The sequence below is a fragment of the Pseudomonas sp. G.S.17 genome, assembly GCF_038096165.1.
Classification (GTDB): Bacteria; Pseudomonadota; Gammaproteobacteria; order Pseudomonadales; family Pseudomonadaceae; genus Aquipseudomonas.
The window spans coordinates 2167501-2193127 of the sequence record NZ_CP151076.1 but is presented as its reverse complement, the minus strand read 5'-3'; the positions used below and the strand labels follow the sequence as shown (position 1 = coordinate 2193127).

20 protein-coding genes, 2 tRNA genes and 3 rRNA genes (1 of these 25 cut by a window edge) are annotated in these 25627 nt (G+C 57.4%); 14 read left to right on the top strand and 11 right to left on the bottom strand.

The features are described from left to right. The first annotated feature begins 390 nt into the window (after window positions 1–390). The 13 genes from AABC73_RS10060 to nuoN all read left to right on the top strand — a co-directional run bounded on the left by AABC73_RS10060 (window position 391) and on the right by nuoN (window position 15340). Complete coding sequence (locus tag AABC73_RS10060) at window positions 391–804, top strand: NADH-quinone oxidoreductase subunit A (RefSeq protein WP_020290205.1); 414 nt, start codon at window positions 391–393, stop codon at window positions 802–804. Between the two features lie 10 nt (window positions 805–814). Continuing rightward, entirely contained in the window at window positions 815–1489 is a 675-nt protein-coding gene (locus tag AABC73_RS10055; RefSeq protein ID WP_341523443.1) for an NADH-quinone oxidoreductase subunit B, read from the top strand. A gap of 74 nt (window positions 1490–1563) precedes the next feature. Beyond that, complete coding sequence (gene nuoC / locus AABC73_RS10050) at window positions 1564–3345, top strand: NADH-quinone oxidoreductase subunit C/D (protein ID WP_065833835.1); 1782 nt, start codon at window positions 1564–1566, stop codon at window positions 3343–3345. A gap of 2 nt (window positions 3346–3347) precedes the next feature. Further along, window positions 3348–3845 (top strand): NADH-quinone oxidoreductase subunit NuoE, encoded by a 498-nt coding sequence (gene nuoE / locus AABC73_RS10045; protein ID WP_020290202.1) that lies wholly within the window; start codon window positions 3348–3350, stop codon window positions 3843–3845. Further along, window positions 3842–5200: an NADH-quinone oxidoreductase subunit NuoF gene (nuoF, locus tag AABC73_RS10040; protein WP_341523442.1), complete on the top strand. Its 1359-nt coding sequence runs from the start codon at window positions 3842–3844 to the stop codon at window positions 5198–5200. Before nuoE ends, nuoF begins: the two co-directional genes overlap by 4 nt. A 135-nt stretch (window positions 5201–5335) precedes the next feature. Further along, entirely contained in the window at window positions 5336–8053 is a 2718-nt protein-coding gene (gene nuoG, locus AABC73_RS10035) for an NADH-quinone oxidoreductase subunit NuoG (RefSeq protein ID WP_341523441.1), read from the top strand. Further along, complete coding sequence (nuoH, locus tag AABC73_RS10030; protein WP_065833767.1) at window positions 8050–9057, top strand: NADH-quinone oxidoreductase subunit NuoH; 1008 nt, start codon at window positions 8050–8052, stop codon at window positions 9055–9057. The genes nuoG and nuoH overlap by 4 nt, the downstream gene beginning before the upstream one ends. 11 nt (window positions 9058–9068) lie before the next feature. Next, the gene (gene nuoI, locus AABC73_RS10025; protein ID WP_020290198.1) at window positions 9069–9617 is read left to right on the top strand and encodes an NADH-quinone oxidoreductase subunit NuoI; all 549 of its coding nucleotides are present in this window, start codon (window positions 9069–9071) and stop codon (window positions 9615–9617) included. Between the two features lie 9 nt (window positions 9618–9626). Next, on the top strand, window positions 9627–10136 hold the full coding sequence (gene nuoJ, locus AABC73_RS10020) for an NADH-quinone oxidoreductase subunit J (protein WP_065833766.1): 510 nt from the start codon (window positions 9627–9629) through the stop codon (window positions 10134–10136). Continuing rightward, window positions 10133–10441, top strand: a complete 309-nt coding sequence (gene nuoK / locus AABC73_RS10015) for an NADH-quinone oxidoreductase subunit NuoK (protein ID WP_065833765.1) — start codon at window positions 10133–10135, stop codon at window positions 10439–10441. Before nuoJ ends, nuoK begins: the two co-directional genes overlap by 4 nt. Next, entirely contained in the window at window positions 10438–12291 is a 1854-nt protein-coding gene (gene nuoL, locus AABC73_RS10010; protein WP_341523440.1) for an NADH-quinone oxidoreductase subunit L, read from the top strand. Before nuoK ends, nuoL begins: the two co-directional genes overlap by 4 nt. Before the next feature lie 39 nt (window positions 12292–12330). Beyond that, window positions 12331–13863 carry an NADH-quinone oxidoreductase subunit M gene (gene nuoM / locus AABC73_RS10005; protein WP_331149255.1) on the top strand — a complete coding sequence of 511 codons (1533 nt, stop codon included), beginning with the start codon at window positions 12331–12333 and terminating at the stop codon, window positions 13861–13863. A gap of 7 nt (window positions 13864–13870) precedes the next feature. After that, window positions 13871–15340: an NADH-quinone oxidoreductase subunit NuoN gene (gene nuoN, locus AABC73_RS10000; RefSeq protein WP_341523439.1), complete on the top strand. Its 1470-nt coding sequence runs from the start codon at window positions 13871–13873 to the stop codon at window positions 15338–15340. 72 nt (window positions 15341–15412) lie between these two features. On the opposite strand, the gene AABC73_RS09995 is transcribed toward nuoN, so the two are convergent. The 6 genes from AABC73_RS09995 to AABC73_RS09970 all read right to left on the bottom strand — a co-directional run bounded on the left by AABC73_RS09995 (window position 15413) and on the right by AABC73_RS09970 (window position 21064). Next, entirely contained in the window at window positions 15413–16477 is a 1065-nt protein-coding gene (locus AABC73_RS09995; RefSeq protein WP_341523438.1) for an AI-2E family transporter, read from the bottom strand. Between the two features lie 161 nt (window positions 16478–16638). Further along, a complete protein-coding gene (locus tag AABC73_RS09990) occupies window positions 16639–18318 on the bottom strand; it encodes a methyl-accepting chemotaxis protein (RefSeq protein ID WP_341523437.1) in 1680 nt (559 codons plus the stop codon). Window positions 18319–18456: 138 nt separating this feature from the next. Beyond that, the gene (locus tag AABC73_RS09985; protein WP_341523436.1) at window positions 18457–19782 is read right to left on the bottom strand and encodes an ATP-binding protein; all 1326 of its coding nucleotides are present in this window, start codon (window positions 19780–19782) and stop codon (window positions 18457–18459) included. Continuing rightward, the gene (locus AABC73_RS09980; protein ID WP_065833758.1) at window positions 19779–20447 is read right to left on the bottom strand and encodes a response regulator transcription factor; all 669 of its coding nucleotides are present in this window, start codon (window positions 20445–20447) and stop codon (window positions 19779–19781) included. The genes AABC73_RS09985 and AABC73_RS09980 overlap by 4 nt, the downstream gene beginning before the upstream one ends. Then, window positions 20447–20755: a PepSY domain-containing protein gene (locus AABC73_RS09975; RefSeq protein ID WP_341523435.1), complete on the bottom strand. Its 309-nt coding sequence runs from the start codon at window positions 20753–20755 to the stop codon at window positions 20447–20449. The genes AABC73_RS09980 and AABC73_RS09975 overlap by 1 nt, the downstream gene beginning before the upstream one ends. Then, window positions 20756–21064 carry a PepSY domain-containing protein gene (locus AABC73_RS09970; protein ID WP_341523434.1) on the bottom strand — a complete coding sequence of 103 codons (309 nt, stop codon included), beginning with the start codon at window positions 21062–21064 and terminating at the stop codon, window positions 20756–20758. A gap of 250 nt (window positions 21065–21314) precedes the next feature. On the opposite strand from AABC73_RS09970, the gene queD reads away from it, so the two are divergent. Then, window positions 21315–21671 carry a 6-carboxytetrahydropterin synthase QueD gene (gene queD / locus AABC73_RS09965; RefSeq protein ID WP_080290856.1) on the top strand — a complete coding sequence of 119 codons (357 nt, stop codon included), beginning with the start codon at window positions 21315–21317 and terminating at the stop codon, window positions 21669–21671. A gap of 125 nt (window positions 21672–21796) precedes the next feature. On the opposite strand, the gene rrf is transcribed toward queD, so the two are convergent. The 5 genes from rrf to AABC73_RS09940 form a co-directional block, all read right to left on the bottom strand. Further along, a 5S ribosomal RNA gene (gene rrf / locus AABC73_RS09960) occupies window positions 21797–21912 on the bottom strand. Between the two features lie 151 nt (window positions 21913–22063). Then, a 23S ribosomal RNA gene (locus tag AABC73_RS09955) occupies window positions 22064–24957 on the bottom strand. 251 nt (window positions 24958–25208) lie between these two features. Beyond that, a tRNA-Ala gene (locus AABC73_RS09950) sits at window positions 25209–25284 on the bottom strand. A gap of 30 nt (window positions 25285–25314) precedes the next feature. Next, a tRNA-Ile gene (locus AABC73_RS09945) sits at window positions 25315–25391 on the bottom strand. A gap of 123 nt (window positions 25392–25514) precedes the next feature. After that, window positions 25515–25627: ribosomal RNA gene (locus AABC73_RS09940) — 16S ribosomal RNA — on the bottom strand; it runs 1426 nt beyond the window's last position. Together the 16S, 23S and 5S rRNA genes with 2 tRNA genes alongside form the textbook arrangement of a ribosomal RNA operon.

Below are 25627 nucleotides of genomic sequence, written 5' to 3'. Positions count from 1 at the left end.
CCCGCGAAGAGGCCAACACGCTGCTGGCTGACAGTCCATTACTAGCTACAACTTGCTGTTTTAATAAACACTCACTGTTCTGCGTGTTTTATTGAAAAACGTCGGAATAACATCGAATGATACTTATTATCATTTAATAATCAATCCTTGTTCCTTACATTTTGCAGGAAACATTATTAACCAAAACCCTGCCAATGCCCGCCCAGCCTGCCCGCAAGCCGATACCCGTGTGCGCAAGTGATTAATTCGTCAAATTAATTTGATGTAGAAAATTTACTTGCCAACTGTTTACCCATAAAATCACCGCGGTTGATGTCGCTGCGACATATAGTCACTGCCTATACTCTATTCAAGCCCAGAGACCTTTGATCTCTGTCAAGGAAATCCAGCATGCACGAACCGACAGGATTGATTGCCCACAACTGGGGCTTCGCCATTTTCCTTTTAGGTGTTGTCGGCCTCTGTGCCTTCATGCTCGGTGTCTCCAGCCTTCTGGGCAGCAAAGCCTGGGGCCGCAGCAAAAACGAACCGTTCGAGTCCGGCATGCTGCCTACTGGCAGCGCCCGCTTGCGGCTTTCGGCAAAATTCTATCTGGTCGCGATGCTTTTCGTGATCTTCGACATTGAAGCCCTCTTTCTCTTTGCCTGGTCTGTGTCCGTCCGCGAAAGCGGCTGGACCGGATTCGTCGAAGCACTCGTTTTCATAGCAATTCTGTTGGCAGGTCTTGTCTACCTATGGCGGGTAGGGGCGCTCGATTGGGCTCCCGAAGGTCGCCGTATTCGACAAGCGAAGCTAAAACAATGAGGCTTTGGCGATGCAATACAATCTCACCAGGATCGACCCGGATGCTCCCAATGAAGAGTATCCAATCGGCAAGCGGGAAACTGTTTCCGATCCGTTAGAAGACCAAGTCCACAAAAACATCTACATGGGCAAGCTGGAAGACGTGCTGAACGGTGCAGTCAACTGGGGGCGTAAAAACTCCCTGTGGCCGTACAACTTCGGCCTGTCGTGCTGCTATGTGGAAATGACCACCGCCTTCACGGCGCCCCACGACATCGCCCGCTTCGGCGCCGAGGTTATCCGGGCATCACCGCGTCAAGCGGATTTCATGGTTATTGCCGGGACCTGCTTCATCAAGATGGCGCCGATCATTCAGCGTCTCTACGAGCAAATGCTCGAACCCAAGTGGGTTATCTCCATGGGTTCGTGCGCCAACTCCGGTGGTATGTACGACATCTATTCCGTGGTTCAGGGCGTGGACAAGTTCCTGCCCGTGGATGTCTATGTGCCTGGCTGCCCGCCCCGCCCCGAAGCATTTCTGCAAGGCTTGATGCTGTTGCAGGAATCCATCGGCCAGGAGCGTCGCCCTCTGTCCTGGGTCGTCGGTGACCAAGGCGTTTATCGCGCCGAGATGCCGTCGCAAAAGGAACAGCGCCGCGAACAGCGAATCGCAGTGACCAATCTGCGCAGCCCCGACGAAGTCTGATCCAGTTCTGCTCCTGCTAAAGAGACGAGAACCTGGCTTCATTCTTTACGTTGACCGAAAGCGATAAAAAAATCATGACTACAGGCAGTGCTCTGTACATCCCGCCTTACAAGGCTGACGACCAAGATGTCGTCGTTGAACTGAACAACCGTTTTGGCGCCGAAGCGTTCAGCGCCCAGCCGACCCGCACTGGCATGCCTGTGCTGTGGGTCGAGCGCGCGCGGTTGATCGAAGTGCTGACGTTCCTGCGTCAGCTGCCCAAACCCTACGTCATGCTGTACGACCTGCATGGCATGGATGAGCGTCTGCGCACCAAGCGTCAAGGCTTGCCGGGCGCCGACTTCAGCGTGTTCTACCACTTGCTGTCGATCGAACGTAACAGCGACGTGATGATCAAGGTTGCCTTGTCCGAGAGCGACCTGAGCGTGCCAACGGTGACTGGCATCTGGCCAAACGCCAACTGGTACGAGCGCGAAGTCTGGGACATGTTCGGCATCGACTTCCCGGGTCACCCGCATCTGACCCGGATCATGATGCCGCCGACCTGGGAAGGTCACCCGTTGCGCAAGGACTTCCCGGCCCGTGCCACCGAATTCGACCCGTTCAGCCTGACCCTTGCCAAACAGCAACTGGAAGAGGAAGCCGCGCGTTTCCGTCCGGAAGACTGGGGCATGAAGCGGTCCGGCACGAACGAAGACTACATGTTCCTCAACCTGGGCCCGAACCACCCTTCGGCCCACGGTGCGTTCCGCATCATCCTGCAGCTGGACGGCGAAGAAATCGTCGACTGCGTTCCCGATGTCGGATACCACCATCGTGGCGCCGAGAAAATGGCCGAGCGCCAGTCCTGGCACAGCTTCATCCCGTACACCGACCGGATCGACTACCTCGGCGGCGTGATGAACAACCTGCCGTACGTGCTTTCGGTAGAAAAACTGGCCGGCATCAAGGTGCCGGAGAAAGTCGACGTCATCCGCATCATGATGGCCGAGTTCTTCCGGATCACCAGCCACCTGCTGTTCCTGGGTACTTATATCCAGGACGTGGGCGCCATGACGCCGGTGTTCTTTACCTTCACCGACCGGCAGAAAGCCTACACGGTGATCGAAGCCATCACCGGCTTCCGTCTGCACCCGGCCTGGTACCGGATTGGCGGCGTCGCCCACGACCTGCCGCGCGGTTGGGAAAAGCTGGTCAAGGATTTCGTCGAGTGGATGCCCAAGCGTCTGGACGAATATCAAAAGGCAGCTCTGGACAACAGCATCCTGCGCGGCCGGACCATCGGCGTCGCGGCGTACAACACCAAGGAAGCGCTGGAATGGGGCGTCACTGGCGCCGGTCTGCGTTCAACCGGTTGCGATTTCGACATCCGCAAGGCGCGGCCTTACTCGGGCTACGAGAACTTCGAATTCGAAGTGCCGCTGGCCGTCAATGGCGATGCCTATGACCGCTGCATCGTGCGCGTCGAAGAAATGCGCCAGAGCATCAAGATCATCGAGCAGTGCATGCGCAACATGCCGGAAGGGCCGTACAAGGCGGATCACCCGCTGACCACGCCGCCGCCCAAAGAGCGCACGCTGCAACACATCGAAACCTTGATTACGCACTTCCTGCAAGTTTCGTGGGGGCCGGTCATGCCGGCCAACGAATCTTTCCAGATGATCGAAGCGACCAAGGGCATCAACAGCTATTACCTGACGAGCGACGGCGGCACCATGAGCTACCGTACCCGGATCCGCACTCCAAGCTTCCCGCATCTGCAACAGATTCCTTCGGTGATCAAAGGCAGCATGGTCGCGGACTTGATCGCGTACCTGGGTAGTATCGATTTCGTTATGGCCGACGTGGACCGCTAAGCATGAATAGCCCGCTTATCCAGACAGACCGTTTCGCCCTCAGCGAAACCGAGCGCTCGGCCATCGAGCATGAGCTGCATCACTACGAAGACCCGCGTGCGGCGTCTATCGAAGCCTTGAAAATAGTGCAGAAGGAACGCGGCTGGGTGCCTGACGGTGCCATTTATGCCATCGGCGACCTGCTGGGCATTCCCGCCAGTGACGTCGAAGGCGTGGCAACGTTCTATAGCCAGATCTTCCGCCAGCCGGTTGGCCGCCACATCATTCGTGTCTGCAACAGCATGGTCTGTTTCATTGCCGGTCACGAATCGGTGGTCGAAGAAATCCAGAACTCCCTGGGCATTGCGCCAGGCCAGACCACTGCCGACGGGCGTTTCACCCTGTTGCCGGTCTGCTGCCTGGGTAACTGCGACAAGGCTCCGGCCGTGATGGTCGACGATGACACTTTCGGTGACGTGCAGCCTTCGGGCGTTGCCAAGATGCTGGAGGGTTACCCATGACCATCACTTCCTTCGGCCCTGCCAATCGCATAACGCGCACGGCAGAAACTCATCCACTGACCTGGCGCCTGCGCGATGACGGCGAGCCGGTCTGGCTCGACGAATATCAGGCCAAAGACGGCTATGCAGCTGCCCGCAAGGCTTTCGCCGAGCAGGCGCCTGACGACATCGTGCAATCGGTGAAGGATTCCGGCCTCAAGGGTCGCGGCGGTGCAGGCTTCCCCACAGGTGTGAAGTGGGGGCTGATGCCTAAAGACGAATCCATGAACATCCGCTACCTGCTGTGCAACGCGGATGAAATGGAACCCAACACCTGGAAAGACCGGATGTTGATGGAACAGCTGCCACACCTGTTGGTGGAAGGCATGCTGATCAGTGCGCGGGCGTTGAAAGCCTATCGCGGCTACATCTTCCTGCGTGGCGAATACGTCACAGCTGCCAAGCATTTGAACCGCGCCGTGGCCGAAGCCAAGGCTGCGGGCCTGCTGGGCAAGAACATTCTCGGCACCGGTTTTGACTTCGAGCTGTTCGTACACACCGGCGCCGGGCGCTACATCTGCGGTGAAGAAACCGCGCTGATCAACTCCCTGGAAGGCCGTCGCGCCAATCCTCGCTCCAAGCCGCCCTTCCCCGCTGCTGTTGGCGTGTGGGGCAAGCCAACCTGCGTGAACAACGTCGAAACTCTGTGCAACGTGCCGGCCATCGTCGGCAACGGCAACGACTGGTACAAATCCCTGGCCCGCGAAGGCAGTGAAGACCACGGCACCAAACTGATGGGTTTCTCCGGCAAGGTGAAAAATCCTGGCCTGTGGGAACTGCCTTTCGGCGTGCAGGCGCGTGAGCTGTTCGAAGACTACGCGGGCGGCATGCGCGACGGCTTCAAGCTCAAGTGCTGGCAGCCAGGCGGCGCCGGTACCGGCTTCCTGTTGCCGGAACACCTGGACGCGCAAATGTACGCCGGCGGCATCGCCAAAGTCGGTACGCGGATGGGTACCGGTCTGGCCATGGCGGTGGACGACAAGGTGAACATGGTTTCGCTGTTGCGCAATATGGAAGAGTTCTTCTCCCAGGAGTCGTGCGGTTTCTGCACGCCTTGCCGCGATGGCTTGCCGTGGAGCGTGAAGATTCTGCGCGCCATCGAGAAAGGCCACGGTCAGCCGGGGGATATCGAAACCCTGCTGGGCCTGGTGAACTTCCTCGGCCCTGGCAAGACCTTCTGCGCCCACGCACCGGGCGCCGTGGAACCTCTGGGCAGCGCGATCAAATACTTCAGGCCTGAATTCGAGGCAGGTATCGCGCCAGCAGTGGCGGGCAGCCTGACCCAGGTCATCAGCCCGACCCTGGTTGGCGCATAACAAGACAGACCGGTCGGCGGCCCACAAGGCTGCCGTCCTTATCCGACTGCGCCATGACAGGCTGTTTAAGTCGGATAGCACCGAGATTCCATTAGCCACGCCCGCTGACACCGGGCCAACGAAGAACTTTGAACCATGGCCACTATCCACGTAGACGGCAAAGCGCTCGAAGTCGACGGTGCAGACAACCTGTTACAGGCTTGTCTGTCCCTGGGCCTCGACATCCCTTATTTCTGCTGGCATCCCGCCCTTGGCAGCGTTGGCGCCTGTCGCCAGTGCGCGGTCAAGCAGTACACCGACGAGAACGACACCCGTGGTCGCATCGTCATGTCCTGCATGACCCCCGCCACCGACAACACCTGGATTTCCATCGAAGACGATGAGTCCAAGGCCTTCCGCGCCAGTGTGGTCGAATGGCTGATGACCAACCACCCGCACGACTGCCCTGTCTGCGAAGAAGGTGGTCACTGTCATTTGCAAGACATGACCGTGATGACCGGCCACAACGAGCGCCGTTATCGCTTCAGCAAGCGCACCCACCAGAATCAGGAGCTCGGCCCGTTCATCGCTCACGAGATGAACCGCTGCATCGCCTGCTACCGCTGCGTGCGCTTCTATAAAGACTACGCCGGCGGCACTGACCTCGGCGTATTCGGCGCGCATGACAACGTGTACTTCGGTCGCGTTGAAGACGGCACGCTGGAGAGCGAGTTTTCCGGCAACCTCACCGAGGTCTGCCCGACCGGTGTGTTCACCGACAAGACTCACTCCGAGCGCTACAACCGCAAGTGGGACATGCAGTTTTCGCCGAGCATCTGCCACGGCTGCTCAAGTGGCTGCAACATCAGCCCCGGCGAGCGTTACGGCGAGATCCGCCGGATCGAAAACCGCTTCAACGGCTCGGTAAACCAGTATTTCCTGTGTGACCGTGGTCGTTTCGGCTATGGCTACGTGAACCGCGAAGACCGCCCTCGCCAGCCGCTGCTGGCTGACGGCCAAGTCAAGCTGAGTCTCGATGGCGCCCTGGACAAGGCCGCCGATCTGCTGCGCGGTCGCAACATTGTCGGTATCGGCTCACCGCGCGCCAGCCTCGAAAGCAACTTCGCCCTGCGTGAGCTGGTCGGTGCCGAGCATTTCTACTCCGGCATCGAAGCCGGTGAACTGGAGCGTGTGCGCCTGATCCTCAAGGTGCTGAACGACAGCCCGCTGCCAGTTCCGACGATGCGGGATATCGAAGACCACGACGCGATCTTCGTTCTCGGCGAAGACTTGACCCAGACCGCTGCGCGCATGGCCCTTGGCCTGCGTCAGGCTGTGAAAGGCAAGGCCGAAGACATGGCTGCGGCGATGAAAGTCCAGCCGTGGCTCGACGCAGCGGTGAAAAACATCGGCCAGCACGAGCTGAACCCGTTGTTCATCGCCAGCCTGGCGGAAACCAAGCTGGATGACATCGCCGAAGAATGCGTTCACGCAGCACCGGACGATCTGGCCCGCATCGGTTTTGCCGTGGCCCACGCTTTGGATGCCAGCGCCCCGGCCGTTGAAGGTCTGGACAGCGAAGCATTGGCGTTGGCGCAACGCATTGCCGACGCACTGCTGGCCGCCAAACGTCCACTGATCATTTCCGGCAGCTCGCTGGGTTCAACTGCGCTGATCGAAGCCGCCGCCAACATCGCCAAGGCACTGAAACTGCGCGACAAACAAGGCTCCATCAGCCTGATCGTGCCGGAAGCCAACAGCATGGGTCTGGCGATGTTCGGCGGTGATTCCGTCGACGCCGCGCTGCAAGCGGTGATTTCCGGTCAGGCCGACGCCATCGTGATCCTGGAAAACGATCTGTACCGTCGCGTTGATGCGGCTACGGTCGATGCCGCATTGAACGCCGCCAAAGTGGTGATCGTTGCGGACCACCAGAAAACCCCGACCAGCGAGCGTGCCCACCTGATCCTGCCGGCCGCCAGCTTCGCGGAAGGCGACGGTACGCTGATCAGCCAGGAAGGCCGCGCCCAGCGCTTCTTCCAGGTGTTCGATCCGACTTACCTGGATGCCAGCATTCTGGTTCACGAAGGCTGGCGCTGGCTGCACGCGCTGCGTTCGACCCTGCTGAACAAGCCGGTGGACTGGACTCAACTCGATCACGTCACCGCCGCCTGTGCTGCAAGCACGCCGCAACTGGCCGGGATCGTCAACGCTGCGCCTTCTGCGTCGTTCCGCATCAAAGGCCTGAAGCTGGCCCGAGAACCATTGCGTTACAGCGGCCGGACTGCCATGCGCGCCGACATCAGCGTGCATGAGCCGCGCACTTCCCAGGACAACGACACCGCGTTCGCGTTCTCCATGGAAGGTTACTCGGGTTCGGTCGAGCCTCATCAGCAAGTGCCATTCGCCTGGTCTCCGGGCTGGAACTCGCCGCAAGCCTGGAACAAGTTCCAGGACGAAGTCGGTGGTCACCTGCGTGCTGGCGATCCGGGCACTCGCCTGATCGAAAGCACCGGCGACGCGCTGTCCTGGTTCGCCAGCGTACCGGGCGCGTTTTCACCAGCTCGCGGTACCTGGCAGGTGGTGCCGTTCTATCACCTGTTCGGCAGCGACGAAACATCGTCCCTTGCTGCGCCGGTGCAGGAACGTATTCCAGAGGCTTACGTTGCTCTCGCCAAATCCGAAGCTGATCGCCTGGGCGTCAATGACGGTGCCCTGTTGAGCTTGACTGTTGCCGGCCAGACCTTGCGTCTGCCGCTGCGCATCAACGAAGAGCTGGGTGCCGGGCTGGTCGCATTGCCAGCCGGTCTGGCTGGCATTCCGCCTGCCGTGTTCGGCAAAAACGTTGATGGTCTGCAGGAGGCAGCGCTATGACCTGGTTCACACCTGAAGTGGTCGACGCGATCATCTCGGTAGTCAAGGCGATTGTCATCCTGCTGGCCGTGGTGGTCTGCGGTGCATTGCTCAGCTGGGTCGAGCGTCGTTTGCTCGCCCTCTGGCAGGATCGTTACGGCCCGAACCGGGTTGGCCCTTTCGGCGCCTTCCAGATTGCCGCCGACATGATCAAGATGTTCTTCAAGGAAGACTGGACACCGCCGTTCGCTGACAAGGTGATCTTCACGCTGGCGCCGGTCGTGGCCATGAGTGCCTTGCTGATCGCCTTCGCCATCATCCCGATCACCCCGACCTGGGGCGTAGCGGACCTGAACATCGGCTTGCTGTTCTTCTTCGCCATGGCCGGTCTGTCGGTGTATGCGGTGCTGTTCGCGGGCTGGTCGAGCAACAACAAGTTCGCCTTGCTCGGCAGTCTTCGGGCTTCAGCCCAGACCGTGTCCTATGAAGTGTTCATGGGTCTGTCGCTGATGGGGATCGTGGCGCAGGTCGGTTCGTTCAACATGCGCGACATCGTTGAATACCAGGCCCAGAACCTGTGGTTCATCATTCCGCAGTTCTTCGGCTTCTGTACGTTCTTCATCGCGGGCGTTGCGGTGACTCACCGTCACCCATTCGACCAACCGGAAGCCGAGCAGGAACTGGCCGACGGTTATCACATCGAATATGCCGGTATGAAATGGGGGATGTTCTTCGTTGGCGAATACATCGGGATCGTGCTGATCTCGGCGTTGCTGGTCACGCTGTTCTTCGGCGGCTGGCATGGCCCGTTCAACATCCTGCCTTCGCTGGCGTTTGTCTGGTTCGCCCTGAAGACCGCGTTCTTCATCATGCTGTTCATCCTGTTGCGCGCATCGATTCCGCGCCCACGTTATGACCAGGTGATGGATTTCAGCTGGAAATTCTGCCTGCCGCTGACCCTGATCAATCTGCTGGTGACCGCCGCGGTCGTGTTGCTGAACACGCCCGCCGGCGTGGCTCAGTGAGGATATAAACCATGCTCAAGTATTTGTTCAATATCGTGCATGGCACCTACACCCAGCTTCGCAGCCTGGTGATGGTGTTCTCACATGCATTCCGCAAGCGTGACACGTTGCAGTACCCGGAAGAGCAGGTTTACCTGCCGCCGCGTTACCGTGGGCGCATCGTCCTGACCCGTGATCCCGACGGCGAAGAGCGTTGCGTAGCGTGCAACCTGTGCGCGGTGGCCTGTCCGGTCGGCTGTATCTCGCTGCAGAAAGCCGAAACTGACGACGGTCGCTGGTATCCGGAGTTCTTCCGCATCAACTTCTCGCGCTGCATTTTCTGCGGCCTGTGCGAAGAAGCCTGCCCGACCACGGCAATCCAGTTGACACCGGATTTCGAAATGGCCGAGTTCAAGCGTCAGGATCTGGTCTACGAAAAGGAAGATCTGCTGATCTCCGGCCCCGGCAAGAACCCCGACTACAACTTCTATCGCGTCGCCGGCATGGCCATCGCTGGCAAGCCTAAAGGCTCTGCGCAGAATGAAGCCGAACCGATCAACGTCAAGAGCTTGCTGCCTTAAGGAAGAAAGATGGAATTCGCTTTCTATTTCGCATCGGGTGTCGCTGTGGTGTCCACTTTAAGAGTGATCACCAACACCAACCCGGTGCACGCCCTGCTCTACCTCATCATCTCGCTGATCGCCGTGGCGATGACATTTTTCAGCCTCGGCGCACCTTTTGCCGGCGTACTGGAAGTCATCGCTTATGCAGGCGCGATCATGGTGCTCTTCGTCTTCGTGGTGATGATGCTCAACCTGGGTCCGGCTTCCGTTCAGCAGGAACGGACCTGGCTCAAGCCAGGCATCTGGATCGGCCCGGTCATCCTCGGCGCGCTGTTGCTGGCTGAACTGCTGTACGTACTGTTCAGCAGTTCGACCGGCGCCAGCATCGGCCATACCACTGTCGATGCAAAAGCGGTCGGCATCAGTCTGTTTGGACCGTATCTGCTGGTGGTGGAACTCGCTTCGATGCTGCTGCTCGCTGCAGCCGTCACGGCATTCCACCTGGGCCGTAACGAGGCGAAGGAGCCAAGCCAATGAATGCAATCCCTCTGGAACACGGGCTGGCAGTCGCCGGCGTCCTGTTCTGCCTCGGTCTGGTCGGTCTGATGGTGCGCCGCAACATACTCTTCGTGCTGATGAGCCTGGAGATCATGATGAACGCATCGGCTCTGGCGTTCGTCGTTGCCGGTAGCCGCTGGGCGCAGCCGGATGGACAGATCATGTTCATTCTGGTGATCAGCCTGGCCGCCGCCGAGGCCAGTATTGGCCTGGCGATCCTGATGCAGCTGTATCGCCGGTTCCACACTCTCGATATCGACGCTGCCAGCGAGATGCGCGGATGAACCTTCTCTTTCTGACTTTCGTATTCCCCCTGATCGGGTTTCTGCTGCTGTCGTTCTCTCGTGGACGCATCTCGGAAAACCTCGCGGCGCTGATCGGCGTCGGCTCCATCGGGCTGTCGGCCATTGTTTCGGCTTGGGTCATCTACCAGTTCAACGTTGCACCACCTGATGGTGGTCACTACACCCAGGTGCTGTGGCGCTGGATGACGGTGGATGGCTTTGAACCGAACTTCGCGCTGTATCTGGACGGCCTTTCCGTCACGATGCTCGGCGTCGTGGTTGGTGTCGGCTTCCTGATCCACCTGTTTGCATCGTGGTACATGCGTGGCGAGGCGGGTTACTCACGCTTCTTCGCGTACACCAACCTGTTCATCGCCAGCATGCTGTTCCTGATTCTCGGCGATAACCTGTTGTTCCTGTACTTCGGCTGGGAAGGCGTGGGCCTGTGCAGTTATCTGTTGATCGGTTTCTACTACAGCAACCGCAACAATGGTAACGCCGCACTCAAAGCCTTTATCGTGACCCGGATCGGCGATGTGTTCATGGCCATTGGCCTGTTCATCCTGTTCCAGCAACTGGGTACCTTGAACGTACAGGAGCTGCTGGTTCGGGCGCCGGAGCACTTCAAGGTCGGCGACTTCTGGATTGTCCTGGCCACCCTGATGTTGCTCGGCGGTGCAGTCGGTAAATCCGCGCAACTGCCGCTGCAAACCTGGCTGGCGGATGCGATGGCCGGTCCTACTCCGGTTTCGGCACTGATCCACGCCGCGACCATGGTGACCGCTGGCGTCTACTTGATCGCCCGGACTCATGGCCTGTTCGCGCTGGCTCCGGACATCCTGCATCTGGTCGGCATTGTCGGCGGCGTCACCCTGGTGCTGGCAGGTTTTGCAGCACTGGTGCAAACCGACATCAAACGTATCCTCGCCTACTCGACCATGAGCCAGATCGGCTACATGTTCCTGGCGCTGGGCGTCGGTGCCTGGGAAGGCGCGATCTTCCACCTGATGACGCACGCTTTCTTCAAGGCGCTGCTGTTCCTCGCATCCGGTGCGGTAATCGTTGCCTGCCACCACGAGCAGAACATCTTCAAGATGGGCGGCCTGTGGAAGAAACTGCCGCTGGCCTACACCAGCTTCATCGTCGGTGGCGCGGCCTTGTCTGCCCTGCCGCTGCTGACCGCCGGTTTCTACTCCAAGGACGAAATTCTTTGGGAAGCCTTCGCCAGCGGCAACCATGCGCTGCTGTATGCAGGTCTGGTCGGCGCATTCATGACTTCGCTGTACACCTTCCGCCTGATATTCATCGCCTTCCATGGTGAAGCCAAGACCGAAGCCCACGCAGGTCACGGTGTCGCTCACTGGCTGCCGTTGTCGGTGCTGATCATTCTATCGACCTTCATCGGCGCCATGATCACTCCGCCACTGGCTGATGTATTGCCGCAAAGCGTCGGTCATGCCGGCGGCGACGCCAAGCACAGCCTGGAAATCGCTTCGGGTGCCATCGCCCTGGCCGGTATCCTGCTGGCAGCCTTGCTGTTCCTCGGCAAGCGCCGTCTGGTGACGGCCATTGCCAACAGCGGTCCGGGCCGTTTCCTCTCAGCCTGGTGGTTCGCGGCATGGGGCTTCGATTGGGTTTACGACAAGCTGTTCGTCAAACCTTATCTGGCCATCAGCCATGTGCTGCGTGGCGATCCGCTGGATCGCACCATTGGTTTGATCCCACGTCTGGTCAAGGGGGGTCATGACGCCATGAGCCGCACCGAAACCGGCCAACTGCGTTGGTACGCTGCTTCGATCGCCGTAGGTGCCGTACTGGTACTCGGCGCCGTCGTTGCGGTTGCGGTCTGACATGAACCTTGCGAATTTGCGAAAGGAATTGAGCCCGTCATGATTCTGCCTTGGCTAATCCTGATCCCCTTTATCGGCGGCCTGCTGTGCTGGCTGGGTGAGCAATACAGCTCCACCCTGCCGCGCTGGATCGCGCTGCTGACCATGTCCCTCGAACTGGCCCTGGGCCTCTGGTTGTGGAGTACTGGCAACTTCAGTTACGCACCGGCTCCCGGCGTCGACCCAACCTGGGCGCTTGAATTCAAGCACCTGTGGATCTCGCGCTTCGGTATCAGCGTGCACCTGGCGCTGGACGGCCTGTCGCTGCTGATGATCCTGCTCACCGGCCTGCTCGGCATCCTGTCGGTGCTGTGCTCGTGGAACGAGATCCAGCGCAAGGTCGGGTTCTTCCACCTGAACCTGATGTGGATTCTGGGCGGCGTCATTGGCGTGTTCCTCGCCATCGACCTGTTCATGTTCTTCTTCTTCTGGGAAATGATGCTGGTGCCGATGTACTTCCTCATCGCGCTCTGGGGTCATAGCTCATCGGACGGCAAGAAGACTCGAATCTACGCCGCGACCAAGTTCTTCATCTTCACTCAGGCCAGCGGCCTGATCATGTTGGTGGCGATCCTCGGCCTGGTGCTGGTCAACTTCAACCAGACCGGTGTGATCACCTTCGATTACGCCACGCTGCTGAAGACCCAACTGGCGCCAGGCACTGAATACATCCTGATGCTGGGCTTCTTTATCGCCTTCGCGGTGAAGCTGCCGGTCGTGCCTTTCCACTCCTGGTTGCCGGACGCTCACGCCCAGGCGCCAACAGCGGGTTCGGTCGATCTGGCCGGTATCCTGCTGAAAACCGCTGCTTATGGTCTGCTGCGCTTCGCCCTGCCGTTGTTCCCCAACGCATCGGCCGAATTCGCGCCATTCGCGATGGTGCTGGGTCTGATCGGCATTTTCTACGGTGCCTTCCTGGCCTTCGCCCAGACTGACATCAAGCGTCTGATCGCGTATTCCAGCGTTTCGCACATGGGCTTCGTCCTGATCGGCATCTACTCCGGCAGCCAACAGGCGCTGCAAGGCGTCGTGATACAGATGATTGCCCACGGCTTGTCGGCAGCGGCACTGTTTATCCTCAGTGGCCAGTTGTACGAACGCATGCACACACGGGACATGCGTGAAATGGGCGGCTTATGGTCGCGCATTGCCTATCTGCCGGCGATCAGCCTGTTCTTCGCTGCCGCTTCATTGGGGCTGCCGGGAACCGGTAACTTCGTCGGTGAGTTCCTGATCCTGCTGGGCAACTTTGTCGCCTCGCCATGGATCACGGCAATCGCCACTTCCGGCCTGGTGTTTGGCTCCGTCTACTCGCTGATCATGATCCACCGCGCCTACTTCGGACCGTCCAAATCGGACGAAGTCCTCAAGGGTATGGACGCACGGGAACTGATCATGGTGCTGGGACTTGCCGTATTGCTGGTGGTGCTCGGGGTTTACCCGCAGCCGTTCCTCGATACTTCGGCAGCGACCATGCATGGCGTGCAGCAATGGCTCGGCACCGCCTTCACTCAACTCGCTTCGGCCCGGTAAGAGCGCTATGGACCTGACGATTCAACACTTTATTGCGCTTGCGCCGCTGCTGATTACCAGTGCCACGATTGTCGTGGTGATGCTGGCAATCGCATGGCGTCGCAATCACTCGCAAACATTCCTGCTGTCCGTTGCAGGCCTCAACCTGGCATTGCTGTCGATCTACCCGGCACTGAAAGTCGCCCCGCTGGTCGTCACGCCGCTGCTGCACATCGACAGCTTCGCCTGCCTGTACATGGCGCTGATCCTGGCGTCGACCCTGGCCTGCGTGACCATGGCCCATGCCTACCTCGGCGACGGCAAGGTCGGCTACCCCGGCAATCGCGAAGAGCTTTACCTGCTGATCCTGATGGCCGCTGCCGGTGGCATGGTTCTGGTCAGCGCGCAGCACCTGGCCGGATTGTTCATCGGTCTGGAACTGCTGTCGGTGCCGGTGTACGGACTGGTGGCATATGCCTTCTTCAACAAGCGCTCGCTGGAAGGCGGCATCAAGTACATGGTCCTGTCAGCCGCAGGCTCGGCATTCCTGCTGTTCGGCATGGCGCTGCTGTACGCCGAAGCCGGCACCCTGAGCTTCGACGGGATTGGCAAGGCACTGGCTGCAACCGGCCTGCCGAGCCCGATCGCAAGCCTGGGTTTGGGCATGATGCTGGTCGGTCTGGCGTTCAAACTGTCGCTGGTACCTTTCCACTTGTGGACGCCGGATGTCTACGAAGGTGCCCCTGCCCCGGTAGCGGCGTTCCTGGCGACTGCCAGTAAAGTCGCGGTGTTTGCCGTGCTGGTGCGTCTGTTCCAGATTTCCCCGGCGGCCAGCAGCGGTGTACTGCATGACGTACTGGCGGTGATCGCCGTTGCGTCGATCCTCGTGGGTAACCTGCTGGCACTGACTCAGACCAACCTCAAGCGTCTGCTGGGTTATTCGTCCATTGCCCACTTCGGCTATCTGATGATCGCGCTGGTTGCCAGCAAAGGCATGGCGGTCGAAGCGATTGGCGTTTATCTGGTGACCTACGTCATCACTACCCTGGGCAGCTTCGGCGTCATCACCATGATGTCGTCGCCTTACAGCGGTCGTGATGCCGACGCGATGTTCGAGTACCGCGGCCTGTTCTGGCGCCGTCCGTACCTGACTGCGGTGATGACCTTGATGATGCTGTCCCTGGCGGGCATTCCGCTGACTGCGGGCTTCATCGGCAAGTTCTACATCATTGCTACCGGTGTTGAAGCGCATCTGTGGTGGCTGACCGGTTCGCTGATCATTGGTAGCGCCATTGGCGTGTTCTACTACCTGCGCGTGATGGTCACCTTGTATCTGGTTGACTCCAAGTTTCCGCGTCACGATGCGCAGTTCAACTGGGCACAACGGACTGGCGGCGTCATGTTGCTGGCCATCGCTATCCTGGCGTTCGCCCTTGGGGTCTACCCACAACCCCTGCTTGATCTGGTATTGCACTCGGGCCTGCAACTCGCCAGCTGATCCAGAAGGCATAAAAAACCTGCTCCCGTGAGCAGGTTTTTTTTGGTCAAGCCAAACGCCTTGTTCGCAGCGCTAGCCCGGCAAGCGTACGGTTTTCTTGGCCCCGACGAACAAGCCCCAGGTCGACATGAACAACGCAGCAACCATCGGCCCGATGACGAAGCCGTTCAGGCCGAATACGGCCATGCCACCCAGGGTTGAGATCAGGATCAGATAATCCGGCATCTTGGTGTCCTTGCCCACCAGAATCGGGCGCAGGACGTTGTCCACCAGACCAATCACGAAGACCCCGAACAGCGAGAGTATGACGCCCTGCCAGATCATGCCGCTGAGCAGGAAGTAAGCGGCAACAGGTGCCCAGACGATCCCCGCCCCGACCGCAGGCAACAATGAAAGGAACGCCATGATGACCGCCCAAAGCAATGCGCTGGGAATATCGAGACTCCAAAAGATAAACCCACCCAAAGCGCCCTGAGTGATCGCCACCACTACGTTGCCTTTGACCGTGGCGCGAACCACCCGGGTGAACTTCAGCTGCAGGCGGCGCTTCTGCGGTTCGGCCAGTGGCACGGCGATGCGAATCTTGCGTACCAGATCCTGACCGTCTCGCAGAAAGAAGAACAGCAGATACAGCATGATGAAGAAGCTCACCACGAAATCAAACGTACCTTGCCCAAAGCTGAAGGCTTGAGTTGCAAGGTACTGGCTGCCCTGCATTGCCCCTTTGGCAATCTTGTCGCGCAGACCGTTCAGGTCGCCCATACCGAGGCGATCAAGCCAGTGTTGCAAGTACGGTGGCAGCAATTGCTTGAATTCAGCGAGATAGCTGGCGATATCCAGCTGGCCGCTTTCCACGCTTTTGTACATCGTGGCGCCCTCTTGAACCAGCAAGGCACTGATGACAATGACTGGCAGGATGGCTATCACCAGGCAAATCAACAGCGTGCACAAGGACGTCAGGTTCCGTTGCCAGCCGAATCGCAGCAGCAAACGACGTTGCAGCGGAGCAAAGATGATGCCGAGGATCACAGCCCAGAATACCGCTCCGTAAAACGGCAGCAGGATCCACACGAATGCGATGGTGACCAGCACCAACAACATCAACAGGGTTTTGTATTGCAACGTGGTTTCGTTCATGTCCTTTCCATGTCAGAGGCCCGCGAATCGCTGGACCTACTGCTTAGTCCGCCAATCCACGGGCAAGTGCCATCTTCAGGCAATCAGCGAACTGATTGCCTGAAGATGGTGGAAACAAGCCCGTAGAGCAGCGAATCAGGACAGGACGCGTCGTTGAGGGATCAGACGCGGAACTGGTTTACCAGCGCGCCCAGACGACGGCCAAGGTCATCCAGATTGCGAGAAGTTTCGGCACTTTGGCGGGTCTCATCAGCCACGACGTCCACCGCCGAAGCGATCTGATGCACGCTGCGATTGATCTCTTCAGCCACAGCAGTCTGCTCTTCCGCGGCACTGGCAATTTGCGCATTCATCGAGTTGATGGTGCCAATCAAATGGCCGATCGCATCCAGAGACGCTCCTGCCTGATTGGCCTGCACGGAAGTGCCATCGCCAGCCTCGCTGGAGCGGCGCATGGCATCCACTGCCGTCTGAGTGCCCTTTTGCAGTCGATCAATCATCCCCTGAATTTCCTGGGTGCTTTGCTGAGTGCGACTGGCCAAGGCACGCACTTCGTCAGCTACCACCGCGAAACCACGTCCCGCTTCCCCGGCCCGCGCGGCTTCAATAGCGGCGTTGAGGGCAAGCAGATTGGTCTGCTCGGCAATCGAGCGAATCACTCCGAGCACGCTGACTATGGAAGAAACGTCCTGCTGCAGGCTGTCCAGAGACGTACCGCTATTACGGATATCTTCCACCAACGCATGAATCTGTTTGATGCTGCCGTCCACCACACGCTTGGCGGACTGACCTTGTTCGTCGGTCTGCTGCGCGGCGACCGATGCACCCTGCGCACTCTTCGCCACTTCCTGGGCTGCCGCAGACATTTGGTTGATCGCGGTGGCGACCTGATCCGTTTCGTGGCGCTGGCGCTCCATCGCCTGTTCGGAGCGTTGCGCCTGACTGGAAACCTGACCGACAAGCCCGGTCAATTGCGTTGTCATGCCCGCGATCTGCTGCACCAGGCCATGGATCTTGTCGACGAAACGGTTGAAGGATCCGGCAAGGTCACCGAGTTCATCCTGGCTGGTAATCGTCAGGCGGCGAGTCAAATCGCCCTCCCCCGCAGCAATGTCGTCAAGATTGGCTTTCATCAGGCGCAGTGGGCGCAACAATGTGCCCGCCAGGATGGTCCCGACTGCGGTAATGACGATCAGAACCAGCATCGCGATGCCGATGATGCTCAGCAGCATCTCCTGCAAACGAGCTTCGACACTTTTCTCGACCACTGCAACCTGAGCGTCGATCCCATCCAGGTTTACCGATGACCCGACCGCCATGTCCCATTTAGGCAAATACTCGGTGTAACCCAGTTTTGGCAGCAACTCGGTCTTGCCCGGCAGCGGTGAGGAATAAAGGAGGTAATGCGTACCGGCTTTGGCAACGGCAACCAGTTCGTTATTGACATAAACCCCGTTGGGATCGCGGGCATCCTTGAAACTTTTGCCGATGCCATCAGGACTACTGGCCTTGAACAGGCGCACCGATTGGGAATCGTAACCGAAGAAGTAGCCGTCTTTGCCGTAGGTGATATTGGAGAGCAGCTTGATGACCTGAGCGCGCGCTGCGTCGTCACCTGGCGCAGCAGCATCGTAGATCGGCTTGATGGTGGTCATGGCGACCGCGACATAACTTTGCAGGGTCGACTTGGCTTCAGCGAGCAAACGCTCGCGCGTCTCACTGACCTCGCGCTTTGCCTGCTCGCGGAGCATGACGACGGTCGCTACGCTGATCACCAGCGCAAATATCAGCACCGGCAGCACCGCCAGCGAAAGTACTTTGGCTTTCAGGCTAATACGCATAGAGCTCCAGAAATCGGTTTGTTTTTATTGGGTAGGCTGCAGTTAACCTGTTTAACGGCCAGTTGTCCGAAAAGTTGAGAACCTTCCGAATTGTTTGTAGGACCAAACTGTTATCGACCGCACAAGTATCGGATAGCCTCAGAGCAAGGCTGGCCCCAACGGAAGATCGATACGCACCTGTAACCCGCCAAGCGGACTTTCCAACAGCCTGAGTTCGCCACCCCACGCATGGATGATGTCTCGCACAATGCCCAGGCCCAAGCCGTGCCCGGTGATTTGCTCATCCAGCCGAGCGCCGCGGCTGAACACTTCCTCGCGTCTGGATTCAGGAATGCCCGGACCATCGTCTTCAACCAACAAACAAAAACCCTGCTCTTGCTCGGTAATCGTCAGCAGCACCTCACTGTCAGCCCACTTGCAGGCGTTGTCCATCAGGTTGCCGAGCAGCTCAAGAATGTCTTCGCGATCCCAGGGCAGGCATAGGCCGCTGGCCACCATGGTCGACAGCTCCAGATGATCACCGTGAATCATGCGCAACGTCGCCAGCAGCCCAGCGAGTTCTGCATCGCAGTCGAAACGCGCACCGGGTAGCGCATCCCCGGACAAACGTGCCCGGTTGAGCTCGCGGACCAATCGCTGCTCAATGTGCTCCAGCTGTTCGCGCAAGGTATTGCGCAACGCGGGATGGGCATCAAGCTGGGAATTCGATGCCAGGCTGACCAGAACAGCCAATGGGGTTTTCAGCGCATGCCCAAGGTTGCCCAAGGCGTTACGGGAACGCTTGAGACTGTCTTCGGTGTGGGCGAGCAAATGATTGATCTGCGCAACAAGCGGTTCAAGCTCAAGCGGCACCTCGCTATCAAGCTGCGATCGTTTGCCCTGTTGCAGCTGGAATATCTGCTTGCGAACATTCTCCAACGGCCTCAATGCACGACGTACGGTAACTCGTTGTAGAACAAGAATGACCAGCAGTGCTGCAAGCCCGAGCCCAAGACCAAATTGCTGTACACGCTGAAAGCTCGCTCTGACTGGGGTGTAATCCTGTGCCACGGTGATCGAAATAGATTGCCCGAACTTGCGATATTCCGTGTTGAGCATCAGTAGGGATTGGCCGGTCATGCCCAGCTCAAGATTGGCGTGCAGTCCGGCGCCTTCAACGTCAGGCAATTCAAGATCCCACAGCGATCTGGACCGCCAGTGCCCTTGGTCAAAGTCCACGCGAAAGTAATGCCCCGAGTAGGGTCGCTGATACGCCGGGGACAAGCGATGTTCATCAAGTTGCAAACCGGTCGGGCCACGCACCAGCGCAACCAGCAGGTTTTCGCTCTCATTGCGCAGGCCGGCTTCAAGATAACGCTGCAAACCGACTTCAAAAAGCCACAGGCTGGTTTGCGCCAGAATCACGCATACGACCACCATTACGCTGATCAGGCCCAGGCTGAGACGCCCCTGAATAGACTTCAAACAGGCGCTCCACCGAATCGATAACCCTGGCCCCGGCGGGTTTCTATGACGGCCTTGCCAAGCTTGCGACGCAAGTGATTGACGTGCACTTCGATCACATTGGAATCACGCTCGTTTTCCCCGTCGTACAAGTGCTCAGCCAAATGACTCTTGGACAGGATCTGTTCGGGGTGAAGCATGAAGTAGCGCAGCAGTCGAAACTCAGCGGAAGTCAGCTGGATATCCACACCATCACTGCTGACGCTTTGCCGGCCCTCATCAAGATGAAGACCTGCGGACTCCAGACGGGGTTGATTGGCGAGACCATGGGAGCGTCGCAACAACGCCTGGATACGCAACTGCAATTCTTCAGGGTGAAACGGCTTGGTCAGATAATCATCCGCCCCGGCCTTGAGTCCTTCGATACGCTCGGACCATGATCCCCTGGCAGTCAGAATCAATACGGGGATGACGAGACCCGAAGCGCGCCACTGCTCCAGAACCTGTAAACCCGGGAGGCCTGGAAGGCCCAGATCCAGCACAATCAGATCATAAGGCTCACTCAAACCCTGATGCACTGCATCGCGGCCATCGGCGAGCCAGTCCACGGCGTACCCCTGCTTACCCAGGCCGACAAGTAGCTCATCGGCCAATGGAACGTGATCTTCCACCAATAACAAGCGCATCAGTCATCTTCCTCGTCTTTCAACAGTCGGCTGTCACGCGCGTCAAACTTCAGTTCGCGGACAACGCCTTCCCTGGTCAACACCTCAAACTCATACACATAGACGCCGTGCTTCTCTTCAAGCTCGGCCTCGAGCAGCCTGGCCCCGGGGTAACGCCCCAAGGCTAAATCGACTAGCTGTTCGAGGGGCAGAATGACACCGGTCTGGCGCAAGGTCAGTGCCTCGTCTTGATCCAGATCTCGTGCTTGCCCAGCGACGCTCACCAGCATCAGGCCGCAGACGACTGCTAGACGCTTTTCAACTGTCATCTACTTGTCCTGATGGTCCTTGAGTATGGTGCCATTGGTGGCATCTACCTCCACGTCCCACTCAATACCTTGCGCATCACGCAAGTCGACTTGATAAACGTGTTTGCCATACTCCTCGTCCAACTCACTATCAGTAATAGTCGCACCGGGGTGCGTCGCCAGCGCTGCGGCTTCCAACTGTTCAGTTGATTGAATAATGCCAGCAGTGCGCAGCTTCGCTGCCTCCTCTCGATTAATATCGCGGGCGGAGGCTAAACCAGCAGAACAGACGAACAAAGCGGCAGTGAAAAGGGTTAACAATGTCTTCATTATTGATCTCCACTGAGACATATTTTTCCAGACTCAGAGGATACCGCCGTCAACTTAATTGAAGCTGAATCTGTCTGGCCAGAGGCCATCAACACAGGCTTCAACATCCATTGATGCAGAACGCGCGTTCGTCAGTGTCGCAGACAGGAGTCTGGAAGCGGTTTTAAACGCACCCGTCAAACCATTGCTGATAAACTCGTCGACTGCACGTATCGCTTTGGCGATCGCCATTTTTAAGAGTTGATTGATTGTGGAAATTTTTAAAGAGTTTACCTTCGAGTCTGCCCATCGTCTTCCCCACGTGCCCGAGGGCCACAAGTGCGGCCGCCTGCACGGGCATTCGTTTCGGGTGGCTATCTATCTGGCTGGCGATGTCGATCCACACACCGGGTGGATACGTGACTTTTCCGAGATAAAAGCAATCTTCAAGCCTCTTTATGAGCGCCTCGATCACAACTATCTGAACGACATTCCAGGCCTCGACAATCCAACCAGCGAAAACCTGGCGAAATGGATTTGGAACGAGCTGAAGCCACTGCTGCCCGAACTGTCCGCAATTCGCATTCACGAGACTTGCACCAGCGGGTGTGAGTATCGCGGCGACTGATGTCGCGATGGATGAAAAGCCACCCCATAAGGTGGCTTTTTTATGCCTGCGATTTAAGCGCATGTAAATCGAGCAAACAAACAAAACCCCTGAACGCGTAAGCGATCAGGGGTTCTGGAATTCAATCTTGACGATGACCTACTCTCACATGGGGAAACCCCACACTACCATCGGCGATGCATCGTTTCACTGCTGAGTTCGGGATGGGATCAGGTGGTTCCAATGCTCTATGGTCGTCAAGAAATTCGGGTACCGACGCGTCTTTCGACGTTTCGGCAAATCGGGTATGTGATAGTCAGGTGTCATTTGTGTGCGTCCGAACTTTCGGTTCGTGTCGTCTTCACAGTCACCGCAATCTGTCTCTTTCGAGTCGCAAATTGCTTGGGTGTTATATGGTCAAGCCTCACGGGCAATTAGTACAGGTTAGCTCAACGCCTCACAGCGCTTACACACCCTGCCTATCAACGTCGTAGTCTTCGACGGCCCTTCAGGGGACTCAAGGTCCCAGTGAGATCTCATCTTGAGGCTAGTTTCCCGCTTAGATGCTTTCAGCGGTTATCTATTCCGAACATAGCTACCCGGCAATGCCACTGGCGTGACAACCGGAACACCAGAGGTTCGTCCACTCCGGTCCTCTCGTACTAGGAGCAGCCCCTCTCAAATCTCAAACGTCCACGGCAGATAGGGACCGAACTGTCTCACGACGTTCTAAACCCAGCTCGCGTACCACTTTAAATGGCGAACAGCCATACCCTTGGGACCGGCTTCAGCCCCAGGATGTGATGAGCCGACATCGAGGTGCCAAACACCGCCGTCGATATGAACTCTTGGGCGGTATCAGCCTGTTATCCCCGGAGTACCTTTTATCCGTTGAGCGATGGCCCTTCCATACAGAACCACCGGATCACTAAGACCTACTTTCGTACCTGCTCGACGTGTCTGTCTCGCAGTCAAGCGCGCTTTTGCCTTTATACTCTACGACCGATTTCCGACCGGTCTGAGCGCACCTTCGTACTCCTCCGTTACTCTTTAGGAGGAGACCGCCCCAGTCAAACTACCCACCATACACTGTCCTCGATCCGGATAACGGACCTGAGTTAGAACCTCAAAGTTGCCAGGGTGGTATTTCAAGGTTGGCTCCACGCAGACTGGCGTCCACGCTTCAAAGCCTCCCACCTATCCTACACAAGCAAATTCAAAGTCCAGTGCAAAGCTATAGTAAAGGTTCACGGGGTCTTTCCGTCTAGCCGCGGATACACTGCATCTTCACAGCGATTTCAATTTCACTGAGTCTCGGGTGGAGACAGCGCCGCCATCGTTACGCCATTCGTGCAGGTCGGAACTTACCCGACAAGGAATTTCGCTACCTTAGGACCGTTATAGTTACGGCCGCCGTTTACCGGGGCTTCGATCAAGAGCTTCGCGTTAGCTAACCCCATCAATTAACCTTCCGGCACCGGGCAGGCGTCACACCCTATACGTCCACTTTCGTGTTTGCAGAGTGCTGTGTTTTTAATAAACAGTCGCAGCGGCCTGGTATCTTCGACCAGCAGGGGCTTACGCAGTAAATGCTTCACCTCCACCGGCGCACCTTCTCCCGAAGTTACGGTGCCATTTTGCCTAGTTCCTTCACCCGAGTTCTCTCAAGCGCCTTGGTATTCTCTACCCAACCACCTGTGTCGGTTTGGGGTACGGTTCCTGGTTACCTGAAGCTTAGAAGCTTTTCTTGGAAGCATGGCATCAACCACTTCGCGCACTAAAAGTGCACTCGTCATCAGCTCTCGGCCTTAGAATCCCGGATTTACCTAAGATTCCAGCCTACCACCTTAAACTTGGACAACCAACGCCAAGCTGGCCTAGCCTTCTCCGTCCCTCCATCGCAGTAACCAGAAGTACAGGAATATTAACCTGTTTTCCATCGACTACGCTTTTCAGCCTCGCCTTAGGGACCGACTAACCCTGCGTCGATTAACGTTGCGCAGGAAACCTTGGTCTTTCGGCGTGGGTGTTTTTCACACCCATTATCGTTACTCATGTCAGCATTCGCACTTCTGATACCTCCAGCAAGCTTCTCAACTCACCTTCACAGGCTTACAGAACGCTCCTCTACCGCATCACCCGAAGGTGATACCCGTAGCTTCGGTGTATGGTTTGAGCCCCGTTACATCTTCCGCGCAGGCCGACTCGACTAGTGAGCTATTACGCTTTCTTTAAAGGGTGGCTGCTTCTAAGCCAACCTCCTAGCTGTCTAAGCCTTCCCACATCGTTTCCCACTTAACCATAACTTTGGGACCTTAGCTGACGGTCTGGGTTGTTTCCCTTTTCACGACGGACGTTAGCACCCGCCGTGTGTCTCCCATGCTCGGCACTTGTAGGTATTCGGAGTTTGCATCGGTTTGGTAAGTCGGGATGACCCCCTAGCCGAAACAGTGCTCTACCCCCTACAGTGATACATGAGGCGCTACCTAAATAGCTTTCGAGGAGAACCAGCTATCTCCGAGCTTGATTAGCCTTTCACTCCGATCCACAGGTCATCCGCTAACTTTTCAACGGTAGTCGGTTCGGTCCTCCAGTTAGTGTTACCCAACCTTCAACCTGCCCATGGATAGATCGCCCGGTTTCGGGTCTATTCCCAGCGACTAGACGCCCTATTAAGACTCGCTTTCGCTACGCCTCCCCTATTCGGTTAAGCTCGCCACTGAAAATAAGTCGCTGACCCATTATACAAAAGGTACGCAGTCACCCAACAAAGTGGGCTCCCACTGCTTGTACGCATACGGTTTCAGGATCTATTTCACTCCCCTCTCCGGGGTTCTTTTCGCCTTTCCCTCACGGTACTAGTTCACTATCGGTCAGTCAGTAGTATTTAGCCTTGGAGGATGGTCCCCCCATGTTCAGACAAGGTTTCTCGTGCCCCGTCCTACTCGATTTCATTACCAAGAGATTTTCGCGTACAGGGCTATCACCCACTATGGCCGCACTTTCCAGAGCGTTCCGCTAATCTCAAGATAACTTAAGGGCTGGTCCCCGTTCGCTCGCCACTACTAAGGGAATCTCGGTTGATTTCTTTTCCTCAGGGTACTTAGATGTTTCAGTTCCCCTGGTTCGCTCCATACACCTATGTATTCAGTGTAAGGTAACCATCTTATGATGGCTGGGTTCCCCCATTCAGACATCTCCGGATCACAGTCTGTTTGCCGACTCCCCGAAGCTTTTCGCAGGCTACCACGTCTTTCATCGCCTCTGACTGCCAAGGCATCCACCGTATGCGCTTCTTCACTTGACCATATAACCCCAAGCAATCTGGTTATACTGTGAAGACGACATTCGCCGAAAATTCGTACGCTTGCTCACTTAAGAGCAACTCACACATTTTACCTTAGCCTGATACCCACCAGTGAAAGTGGCTACCAGTCTATATTTCTATCACATACCCAAATTTTTAAAGAACGATCTAATCAAAGACTAGAAATCAACATTCACCATCACACGATGGAATGCTCATTTCTAAGCTTTACAGGCAACAGAAGCAGTAAGTGGTGGAGCCAAACGGGATCGAACCGTTGACCTCCTGCGTGCAAGGCAGGCGCTCTCCCAGCTGAGCTATGGCCCCGTATTTCTACAGGCGTTTCCCACACAAAATTGGTGGGTCTGGGCAGATTCGAACTGCCGACCTCACCCTTATCAGGGGTGCGCTCTAACCAACTGAGCTACAGACCCAATTTCGAGCTTGTAGCCGCTAGCCTGAGCTATCAGCGTGGAGCTTAAAGCTGCTTCTAATCGTCTTCTTCAATGAATCAAGCAATTCGTGTGGGAACTTACGCTACAGCTAAGGTCTTCGATTAAGGAGGTGATCCAGCCGCAGGTTCCCCTACGGCTACCTTGTTACGACTTCACCCCAGTCATGAATCACACCGTGGTAACCGTCCCCCCGAAGGTTAGACTAGCTACTTCTG